Here is a 10898-nt window from a genome sequence, read left to right as displayed (position 1 = left end):
CTGACCGCCAGCCTTGATGTTAGCAAATACAGTGATCTCGTCGCCTGGCTTTGCAGATATGCTGCTGCTGCCATTCTCGTCAACGAATGAGAAGCTTACTTCTGATCCCTCGGCAGAGCTGCTGCCTGTATCATCAAGGGATTCAACGACCTTGATAGTGAGCGGAGATATCGTGAGATTGCCGTTCTCTAATGTATATCTCTGCTTCTCACCTTCTACCATTGGAGAAGGATTGTTGTTCTTACCAGTTGAATCTGTATTGTACTCACAGAACTTTACAGAATATGTACCTGTGGAGATGTTCTGAGGAATGATAGTATCAAATACGTAGAATGGGTATGAATCGGACTTTTCGCCTGCCCATGAATAAGGCACACCGGCGTTCATCCATGAACAGCCGATATAGTAGTTATCTGTACCAGCAGCTGTCTGAGAGCTGTCAACGCCAAATACTGGGAGACCTGCTGCCGAATAGCCGTCCAGTTTGTCATACTTTCCAGCAAATGAGATATAACTGTCAGTCTTGAAGGTATTTCCCTTTATGGTGTATTCTTTTTCACCAGCCTTGTATGGCTCAAGCGGATCATATACCTTGAAGGAAATTGCCTTGGAATCTGTTGTGATTCCTACAAGAAGAGAATCTGTGGAGTTATCAACGCCCTCTGAGAAATAAAGAGCGCAGGGGAGAACATAACCGTCTGAGGGGATATCGCTCTTCTTGATAGTAACTGTTGATTGAGCGTCGGATGATGCAGGCTTATTGATGTCATAAGTCTTGACAGCAAAACTCTTTGAAGCGTCTGCGGCTCCTACAGTTGCAGGAACTACAGCACTTATCATTGTTGCAGCCATGCAGAATGATGTGATTGCAGAGATAAACTTTTTCATTTGCAATACTTCCTTTCTTTGGTTTTTTACGCATTAAAACGTATACAATAATACCTTTGATATTCATAGTGAAAAAGCTGCGTATCAATTTGATGATATACACATTATTAAATACGAACATCAAATGCACTTTGTGCTATTATATCATAAAAAGCTCTTAATGTCAATGCAATTGTTGCGCTAATTAACGATTGCCAAAGTAAAAACAACGTTAATTGGTTGAAACAATTTCACAATATGACAAATGAACAGAAAATGAAGCTACTGGGTGATTTATATAGACTTCATATCCTTAAACACGGGAATTTCTGCGGCATGTGTCAATTTGCAAAAAATAATAACATTATATGCGGACAGATCTCTTTGTATCCTGCAGATAAAAAAGCTGTTACCTGTTGTTGTTTGAAGGATTTTAGGATACAATTTTAATAGAAAAATCAGGTGAGCGTTACCTATGCCGGAGTTTTTTCGTCTTTAATGGTGAAAGGGTATAACGGAGGTGAATGCATGGATGATAGTGTTATAACTGAACTATACTGGCAGAGGGATGAAAGGGCGATAAAAGAGAGCAAAAGCAAGTACGGTGTATATTGCAGCACGATAGCAGATAATATACTTCACTCGGCAGAGGATAGTGAGGAATGTGTTAATGAAACATGGCTGAAGGCATGGAACGCTATACCTCCCGAAAGACCTTTGCGACTGTCAGCGTTTCTGGGAAGAATTACGCGTAATCTGGCTATTGATAAATACAGAAGGGAAAGGAGCGGCAGATATGGCGGTGGTCAGACCGCTATGTGTCTCGATGAGCTTGGTGAATGTATTGGGGATGGATCAGCAATAGAAGACAGGCTCGCACTTCGTGAGTTGCTGAATACATTCCTGTGCGGTCTTCCCGATAAGAATAGGGATATATTCCTTATGCGTTACTGGTACTTAATGCCTACTGCCGAGATAGCAAAACGTAATGCTCTGACAAACGGGGCTGTAAAAATGGTTTTACAGCGTGTAAGGAAAAAACTGAAAAAGTATCTGGAAAAGGAGGGAGTGTATTTATGAAAAATAGTGATATTCTTCTTGATGTTATCGGCGATATAGATACCGGACTGATACCTGTACTGAACGGCTCAGTAAAAAAAGCGAAAATTGTAGTTGTAAAACGGTTCCTCGTTGCTGTGACATGCGCCGCAGCTGTGATAACAGGAGCAGTATTGATGCCGCGGAATAATAAGACGGCAAGATATGACAGCTATGCACTAAGCAGTGAACTGCCCATGGATTATAATTCCGCTTGTTTCGTGATAAATGTGAACGCTCCTGAAGAGGTCGTAGGATGGGCTGATTATGTATTTGTTGCAAGGGTTGATGAAGAGCTTCGGACAGAATACGACAAGATCAGAATAAATGAGAAGGGAACAATGAACGGTATGCCGTATACTTACTATAGAGTTAAGGTCGTTGAAAACATTAAAGGCAGCTTGAAAACAAATGAACCCATCGAGCTTTTCAAGCATGGAGGAGTTAATATTGATGGCAAAAGCATTTCTGTTCTTGAAGGAGACGAAATGCTTGAAACCGGTAAGTACTATATTATCATAGCTTCGGCAGAAAGGGACGGACGTCTGGGACAGGGAACGCCTAACTCAAATATAAGGCTCGGTATATCAGATACGGACATGCTCGAGAACTGCGCCGAATATATTGCTTATAAGGATTATGTTAAGAATGAGATACCCTTTGAGCGTGAACGCTTTCATTCGGTGTATGAAGAAAGCTCAACATAAAAAAGAACAGGAGTACGGACTGTGCCGTGCTCCTGTTTTACAATGTATCCGGATATTATACGCTTGTTATATTTTCAGCATAATTTTCGGGGAATTCTTTGAGAAGACCAAGGAGATATTTCTGTATGGTCGAAGCGTCGCTGTTGGTTATACCACCGCCTGCCTCGTATACATCGCCGTTGTATTTGCCGGACTCCGAAAGCTGATACTTGCCTGGGTTTGCAAGTGACTGCATGATGAGTACTGCATCGCCCATATCAATATTGTCATCGCAGTTTGCGTCGCCCCATTTTGTGACCTTGGCTTCAAGAGCAGCCTTAGGATCCTGAGGAGCTGTGGTTGTGGTAGTTTCGGGAGTTGTCGTAACGGTGGTTGTTGTGGTTGTGGTACTTGTTGAAGTAGTGGTAGTTGTGGTGGTAGTAGTTGTTGTAGTGGTCGTTGTAGTTGTGGTGGTTGTGGTAGTCGTTACTACAGGTCCGTTTATCTGAGTACCTGCCTTTGCAACGATAGCCTCGTCGATAGTGAAGCTGTCGGCGCCTGTTTCAGTCTCAACGTAAAGGATATATCCCGAACCTTCCGGAAGGGTATACTCAGCATTTGCAAGCTGTACATATTCGCCTGAGGACTCGCCGTTAGCAATATGTTCGTACTTTGTCTCTCCTGAAGCGTCTGTGTACTGAAGCGAGAGCATCATATTGCCCGAGCCAGAAGCTACTACGCTGAAGCTGTATGTTTCTCCGCCCTTAAAGGTAAGTGAGTCGAGATTTTTCATAGCGCCGTGCCATGCGCTGCTTCTGCCGGAAACTGCGAGAGCCTTACTGCCGGCATAAGCTGTACCGTCTGTGGAAACAGAAGCGCCGCCTCTGCCTTCCCAGCCGTTGCTGTCATCCTCAAATGTATCGTGATAGTAGTAACCATTCTCATCGGGCTCAATCGGTTCCGGAGGTACAGGATCCTTGCCGCCTTCAAAGCCTTTGCCGTCACTTTCAAGACCAACAACGAATGTGGTAACGCTGTTTGCCGGGAGCTGTGCGGTGAATGAAGAGCCGCTTGCGGAAATACCGCCGATTTTAGCAATATTTTCGCTTCCAGAGGTTCTGTAGGTATCAACGTTTGTTACTGTTCTGTTGCTGAGTGTGAACTGCTGCGAAACAGCTCCGCTGCCCTTGTTTATTGCAACGACAGTAGCCTGAGTATCACTGTGCTTGTATGCTGAAACGAGAATATTGCTGTTGGGTTGTTCTGTTGCGTCGATACGTACATCTCCGGGACGTACCCATTTTGAGAACTGAGCCATTGCATAGCCTCGCTTGGATATTTTTCCTGTATCCCACATCGGGCTGTACTGACGGCGGATGTACCACCATACATAAGCGTTCATATTTCCTACAACGAGAGCATTGTGGATATTCTCCGCTACCTGGACTGCTTCCGGCCAGCGGTCAGCTGAGTTGTTGTCACTGTTGGGGACGTATACCTCAGTCATCCATATTTCCTTGCCACAGCTTTCAAGGGCCGGGAAGTCCATCTGGCTACGCTGTGTGCCATAGAAATGAGTTCCGAACATATCGCAGTTTGCCATAGCCTGTGCGTTATTAAGGATAGCGTTGTAGTAATCCTTGCTGTAGCTGAAGCTTTCTGGAGACATCAATTTTGTATTTGTGCCTGCTGTTACTGTCTTTCCGTAGTTCGCAATGAAGCTTGCGCAACGGTCTGGAGCCCAGTATGTCCATTCACCTGACCAGTCAGGTTCGTTCTGGACAGAGATGGAATTTAGCTCAACTCCTTGACTATTACAGTATTTGATGAAGTCGTTTAGGTGCTTAGCGTATTGTGCTTCGGAACCGTTTTTAAGAACGTACTGACCGCCTCGAGGACCACCGCTGCCGTTTGTCCTCATTGAAGCTGGAGGATTCCATGGAGTTGCAAATACAGTAGCACCCAGCTTCTGAGCTCTCTGAGCAGTAGGTATTGCGTTCTTCCATGCGTTCTGATCATCGCTTACGAAGATACGGAGGATAGTGAGACCTAGCTCGTTATCACCGTTTCCGAAGGCCGTCTGCACCTGTTCTGCGGTCATATCTCCGGGAGCTCCGTTCTGAACATTGTAGCTTTGCCATTCCGGATGATTCATACCACCGAAGCCACGGATAGTCTGGTATTCCTTGTTTGTGTTGATTGTGCAGGCTCCGGCTGCATCAGCATCGAGATTTTCGGAAGGGAATATGCTCACTGAAGAGAGGAGCATGGCTCCAGCCACGACTGATGAGAGGACAGTCCTGATCTTGTTGGTTATTTTCATTTTTTTGACCCCCTGATGAGCGCCATGAGAGGACTAGACGCTCGATATTATTTAATGTAATAATAACTCAAATTATTCAATCTGTAAACTCATATTTTGCAACAAAGGTGGACAAAATGAAGAAGTTGTGTATGATTATTTAAAAATAACTTGTTATGTACTGAAATTTGCACAAAAATATATAAAAAGAACTCCTGAGGCATTGTCTGCCACAGGAGTTCTCAATGATTATTATATAATGTTATCAGAACTTAAGAGCCTGACGGATTATAGCAAATCTTTCAATAAGGAAGTCAACGACTGATATATTTCCGCCGCCGAACATTCCACCGCCGCCGAAGCCACCGCCCCAGCCGCCGCCGAAGCCGCCTCCGTTGCCGCCGCCCCAGTTCATTCCGCCGCCACCGAAGCCGCCTTCAAATGACCATTCTTCGCCAATAACGGAATCGTCATCGGACTGTGGTTCGTCTGCATTCATCTGGAAGCCACCGAAGTTGAAACCACCGTTGTCACCGCCAAAGTTCCAATTCTGCTGACCACCGTTCTGCTGTCCGCCGTTCTGCTGATCGCCGCCGAAATTCCAGTTCTGCTGACCACCGTTCTGCTGATCGCCGCCGAAATTCCAGTTCTGCTGACCACCGTTCTGCTGATCGCCGCCGAAATTCCAGTTCTGCTGTCCGCCGTTCTGCTGACCACCGTTGTTGCCGCCGAAGTCCATGCCCCAGCCGCCGTTGTTGCCGCCATCACTGCTGTACTGGAGGCCCTGAGCGCTCTTTGAAGTGTTCTGATCGAACTGATCAATAGTGAATTCGAATCTTGGATCAGCCTGAACGTGTGAACGTATTCTTTTAGCGTAATCTGCAACATACTGCTCGGGGTCACTGTAGTAGTTAAGGATGTCCTTAACAATATCTACATACATCTCGTAATACTCCGGTACCTGAAGGAGTTTTGCAAGAGGACGGTTCTCTACAGTTGACTGATAGAGACTTGTCGTTATATCAGAAGTTACTGATCCTGCGCCGCCTGTAAAGTTACCGAGGCAGAGGTTGTAGTCCCAGCCTACGAAGTAAGCCTTGCCGCCTGAGTACATCAGGTAGTAGTTGTGTGCGAGTGAGCCGTTATAGCTGTCATAGTTGCAGAATATAGAGTTTACAGCGAATCCCTTGAGGAAGCTCGGTACATCTATAACGTCCTCGATGAACTTGTAGTTCGTTGAGGTGAGCTGGTTGATAGCTGTCTGTATATCTACAATGTGCTGGTAATTATCGTCAATACCAAATTTAACATCGAATCTGTCGGGAGTCATGTTCATTGTGAACGAGCAGTAGCTGTCACCGCCAAAGCCGAAGCCACCGCCGTTACCAGCTCTTTCTGTAGCCTTGTAAAGAACAGAATCATCATCGACTGCATAACGCTCAGCCAGTGTATCACCAGGCTGCTCGGCAAGGAGATAGAAACTGTAAAGCTTTCCGTTGAGGTACATATCTGTATGAGCTGCATGAGGTGCAACACCGTCGACCTCGTACATAGCATTGTAGCAGAGGATATCTCTGAGACATGAAGCGTCTGAGAGCATATTGTTCATACAGAACTCGGTAAGTCCGTGGTAGTTGTTTGTTTTGTCGTACTTGTCCAGCTTGAGACGGAGGCTGTACTTACCATTCTTAGCCATCATAAGAGAGCTGTTGCCCTTTGTTCTTATGCCGACATTTTTGATTGTCTCGCCGTCAATGGTAACGTCACATGGAGTCCATTCTTCCTTGCTTGCGTTGTTCATCATGTTCTGCCATGTACTCTCGTTCATTTGAATGTCTATCTTATGGATCGTCTCCTGGCTGAAGAGCTCCTGATAGAGCTGCTCCTCGTTGTCCATATCGTTGTTTACGTCTGTGAACTTTGCAGGAGTTCCGCTCTTGAAGGTGCTGCCAGTACTGTGCTTCATCTTGATGCCGCCTGCAAATACCTTAAGGTCGCCTGAAGCGATGTCGGGAGATGAAACTATAGCATACTTGAACTTCTTGGGAGTGTTCTGCTCAATGAGAACCTTGTTTGAAGTATCAGTTACTGATATAGGATTGTTCTTTGCCCACTCCTTGGTGAAGTCAAGAACAAGCGTAGCCTGTTCTGTTGAGGTGATAGTCTCGCACTGATTGTCCTTTGCAGTTGCGATGAGGTTACCGCCTGTGATATTTACGTTGCCGACAGCTGTGAGACCCTTGTCGCCGAATGCAGCGATATCGCCGCCTGATATAGTTATATCAGTCTCAGCCTGTATAGCATCCTTGCTTGCCTTTATAGATATAGTACCGCCCTCGATAACTACCTCGCCCTTTGAGGACTTGATACCGTCACCCTTGGAGGTTATATTAATTGTGCCGCCCTTTACTGTTACAGAGCCCTTGCCCTTTACAGTGTCGGGTGTCAGTTCAGGATCCTCATTTAAAGTGCTGATGTTGAGAATACCGCCTGTAAGCTTCAGGTCGTTGTTGCATACTATAGCAGGCTGGAAGTTAGCATTTATGGTAAGAGTTCCTGTGCCGCTTTCGCCGCCCTTGATGGTAAGATCGTCCTTAGCCTCAATAACAGCGCTTTCGAGCTCGTCACCTGTGTACGCAGCTGTATCGTCAGAAACTGTGTTCTCAGTACCATCTGCAACTGTGATAGAGGTCTTGTCTGCATTCTTGACAAGGATAGCAGGAGCGCTCTTGCCGGTGATGTTGACGCCATTGAATACCAGCTTAACAGTGCCCATGTCAGCTTTTTCATCAGGAACCTCAACGTAAATCTGACCGTCTGTAAGAGTGCCGTCGATAGTGAAGGTACCGGAGTGTGAGATAGTTACCTTCGAGCCGTTTGCAACAGCGTATTCGCCTTCAACTGTTATAGAAGAGCCGCTGAGGTGGATCTTGGTATTTACCTCTTCAACGTTGTCCTGTTCTTCCTCCTGATCGGAAGAACCCTGACCGGAATTGTCCTTGAATGATTCGGGTAGCGACTTTACATTGCCCAAAAGGTAGTTCTGAATAGTGAGTGCATCGTTTGTGGTAAGACCGTTTCCATTTTCGGAAACATCAGCAAGATCTATACCCTTCTGTGTGATGTGATTTTCGTTAGTTCCGTTAATGCCGTACTTTGCAGGATTTGCAAGTGACTGCATTATGAGAACAGCATCAGACATATCTACGTTGCCGTCGCAGTTCGCGTCGCCATAGAGACCGTCAGCAGCTACTGCGTTTGTAGCTGATGCTGTTCCGAGGACTAGTGCTGACAGGAGACCTGCCAGTAATTTTTTATTCCTCATTTGTATCATCCTCCTAAGTTGTGATAATGAGATATCGTTATCAGATATTTACATAATAATGAATAAAGCTTAAAATAATCTTAAACTTATCTTAAATTCGGCTTTTTTCAATACAAATTATTGTTGAAAACATATATAATTAAAATATGATCCGATGAAAAATAAAAATAGCACAAGCTTTTGCTTATGCTATTTCTTAAGTACGTAAAAACTTTAATTTTAATTACCGTCTTCAGTAATGCTCTGCATGGTCAACATAAACATCTCACCGACGCCGTTGATATCAATCCCAAGATAAAGCTTTGTTATACGTATATCTTTTGGTCTGAAACTTCCGTCGGGACATTTTAAATTAAATGTCTGATGTAGGAACCTGCACTTTCCTTCTGCCATTCTGTGGCGGAGTGTCGGTGGATCGGTAAAAGCAAGGAATGCAGCTTTTTCAGTTTCAATGACCTCTTCATTGGCAAAATTCCTGAGAGCGACATCAAGCGGCATATTCGAGTAGTCTGGTGAGTAACCTTGCTTTGAGTAGACACGGGCAGTCACGCGGTTGTGTTCGGGATCCATGAGAGTTATATGATCATATGTATCTATGATAGCACGGCTGTATACGTCGAACATCTCGTTTGAGGATGTATCCACGTTACTGCCATAAGTCTGTATGCTTGCGGCGAGCATCACCTTTTTATCAGTCTGAGCTATGCATTTTGTAAAATAAGTGAAATATACACCATTGAGGAAGTGATCCTCTTTTATGACTTTGCCTGTTTTGATGGAGAAATTAACTTGTTCGTCCATATTAGGATAGTATGCGGCTTCGGTTTCATTGATAGCCGTTATCATATCCTGAGAGCATCTGAAACCTATCTTTTGCAGTCCTGTTGCAAACGCCTGATTCTCGTACAGGAGCTCTACATGCTGAGGACCTGACTGCTCTATAAGTGCAAGAGCTGCGGCATTCTCACGGATAAAGCCATAATCACCGTTTTCGGCTTCGACAAAATCATTTTCGGTAAGAGGGTCAGGACTGAGGAAGTTTATCTGTCCGACATCGTTCCAGTAATGATGCTCTTCGGGGTCCTCCACCTGAAAACCTGTATCGGAGAGGTACTGTACGTACAGCTCGCCGTCCATAGGCTTTGCATAGTAGTAGCCCTGTAACATCTCGCAACCGATATTCCGGAGAAAAGTCATTTGCTCCTTGGTCTCTACGCCCTCTGCAAGGGTATGTATGCCTATAGCCTTTGCCATATTGACTACAGAAGCAAGTATCTTCTTTGAACGGGAGCCGATATCGCTAAGAAAGCGCATATCTATTTTCAGCACGTCAAAGCTGTAGTCCTTCAATACGTTGAGGGACGAATAGCCGCTGCCGAAGTCGTCCATGAAGATAGCAAAACCTGCGTCGTGGAAGCTGTCGAAGATACGGCGAAAGTAAGCGGTATTATCGAGCATTACACTTTCTGTTATCTCTATATGTATAGCCTTGGAGGGAACATCGTACTTCTTTAATATATCAGAAATAGCCTTTAGCATATCCACCTCGTCAAAGTCAAGACGGGAGAGATTTATGGAGAACGGGTGGAGCGGAAGCCCCTTGCTCTTCATTTCGTTATATGTAACGCATATATTCTCAAGGATATACAAGTCGAGCTTATGTATGAGCCTGTACTTTTCGAGAACGTTGATGAACAGGAAAGGCGAGAGCAGTCCCATTACCGGGTCCTGCCAGCGCGCGAGCGCTTCAACGCTGCATATTTTTTCGGTAAGAGTCCTGATAACGGGCTGATAGTAAGCTTTGATAGAACCGTTCGCAAGTGCTTTATCGAAGTTATCAACAATAAATTGTTCGTCGATCTGCAGCATAACCATACCCCCTTCATACCCGCCGGAACGGGTTTGATGACAAAAAATGGCAATTTCCCATTTACATATAAGATTATAGCATATACAACATAAAAAAGTCAATGAGGATTATGAAAATTTATGAATTATTAAAATTTGGTAAAGAATGGTATGACCACTTATATTATAATGTAGTGATGGAATTGGTTCAGTCAGTTGTGGAAAGCTTTTTACTGTTTTTGATAACGTGATTTCTATATACATAATGTAATAAATTTGTTGTGTTGAAAGTGAAAGGGAAGTATGTTTTATTGTGTAAAGTGCCGAAAAATTTTGAAAAAATATGAACTTTTCTACATGATATTGACATTTCCATTAAAACAAGTTATAATATGGTTGTAAACAAAAAGTATAAAGCATAAACACAAACAGGAGGCAGCCGGAGCCAATACCGGTAATTTATTATGAAAGGAAAATGACTTATGATGAAAACTAATAACAAGAAAAAAGGTAATACAGCCAAGAAGCTTATACCGGCTGCTATGATGCTTGCTGTTTCTGCTTCAATGCTGGCAACCTCCACCTACGCGTGGTTCTCAATGAATAAGACTGTTACGGTATCTTCAATGTCAATCTCAGCTAAGTCTGCTGATCCTATCATTGAGATCAGTGCTAACGGAACCAATTACTTTAATGCTCTTACAAGCTCATCAAACTGGATACTTCCAGATGCTACGAATGCTAAGTTAAAGCTTGTTACACCTACAGCTAT

At 44.3% G+C, this 10898-nt stretch carries 6 protein-coding genes and 1 pseudogene; 3 read left to right on the top strand and 4 right to left on the bottom strand.

The window, feature by feature from the left end; translation table 11 throughout:
- Positions 1-888: hypothetical protein (locus J6U00_RS03245; RefSeq protein ID WP_296578783.1), on the bottom strand; the 888-nt coding region annotated here is incomplete at its 3' end.
- Positions 889-1395: 507 nt separating this feature from the next.
- Here J6U00_RS03245 and J6U00_RS03240 point away from each other — a divergent pair.
- Both J6U00_RS03240 and J6U00_RS03235 read left to right on the top strand, forming a co-directional pair.
- Positions 1396-1947: a sigma-70 family RNA polymerase sigma factor gene (locus J6U00_RS03240; protein WP_296578781.1), complete on the top strand. Its 552-nt coding sequence runs from the start codon at positions 1396-1398 to the stop codon at positions 1945-1947.
- Entirely contained in the window at positions 1944-2672 is a 729-nt protein-coding gene (locus tag J6U00_RS03235) for a hypothetical protein (RefSeq protein WP_296578779.1), read from the top strand. Before J6U00_RS03240 ends, J6U00_RS03235 begins: the two co-directional genes overlap by 4 nt.
- Positions 2673-2727: 55 nt before the next feature.
- On the opposite strand, the gene J6U00_RS03230 is transcribed toward J6U00_RS03235, so the two are convergent.
- The 3 genes from J6U00_RS03230 to J6U00_RS03220 all read right to left on the bottom strand — a co-directional run bounded on the left by J6U00_RS03230 (position 2728) and on the right by J6U00_RS03220 (position 10147).
- The gene (locus J6U00_RS03230; protein ID WP_296578777.1) at positions 2728-4974 is read right to left on the bottom strand and encodes a carbohydrate binding domain-containing protein; all 2247 of its coding nucleotides are present in this window, start codon (positions 4972-4974) and stop codon (positions 2728-2730) included.
- Positions 4975-5218: 244 nt separating this feature from the next.
- Positions 5219-8278, bottom strand: coding sequence for a carbohydrate-binding domain-containing protein (locus J6U00_RS03225; RefSeq protein ID WP_296578774.1), 3060 nt, complete (start codon positions 8276-8278; stop codon positions 5219-5221).
- A gap of 219 nt (positions 8279-8497) precedes the next feature.
- The gene (locus tag J6U00_RS03220; RefSeq protein WP_296578772.1) at positions 8498-10147 is read right to left on the bottom strand and encodes an EAL domain-containing protein; all 1650 of its coding nucleotides are present in this window, start codon (positions 10145-10147) and stop codon (positions 8498-8500) included.
- Positions 10148-10608: 461 nt separating this feature from the next.
- Between J6U00_RS03220 and J6U00_RS03215 the strand changes: the two are divergent.
- Positions 10609-10898, top strand: a pseudogene (locus J6U00_RS03215) (hypothetical protein); the annotation flags it as partial.

It is taken from the genome of Ruminococcus sp. (assembly GCF_017650195.1).
GTDB lineage: Bacteria > Bacillota > Clostridia > Oscillospirales > Ruminococcaceae > Ruminococcus.
The sequence above is the reverse complement of the archived record's forward strand: the minus strand, read 5'-3'. Positions and strand labels throughout refer to the sequence as shown.

Bases quoted from the DNA above. Each gene is read 5' to 3' on its own strand.
- J6U00_RS03225 (WP_296578774.1), bottom strand. From the start codon at position 8,278: ATGAGGAATAAAAAATTACTGGCAGGTCTCCTGTCAGCACTAGTCCTC.
- J6U00_RS03220 (WP_296578772.1), bottom strand. From the start codon at position 10,147: ATGCTGCAGATCGACGAACAATTTATTGTTGATAACTTCGATAAAGCA.
- J6U00_RS03235 (WP_296578779.1), top strand. From the start codon at position 1,944: ATGAAAAATAGTGATATTCTTCTTGATGTTATCGGCGATATAGATACC.
- J6U00_RS03230 (WP_296578777.1), bottom strand. From the start codon at position 4,974: ATGAAAATAACCAACAAGATCAGGACTGTCCTCTCATCAGTCGTGGCT.
- J6U00_RS03240 (WP_296578781.1), top strand. From the start codon at position 1,396: ATGGATGATAGTGTTATAACTGAACTATACTGGCAGAGGGATGAAAGG.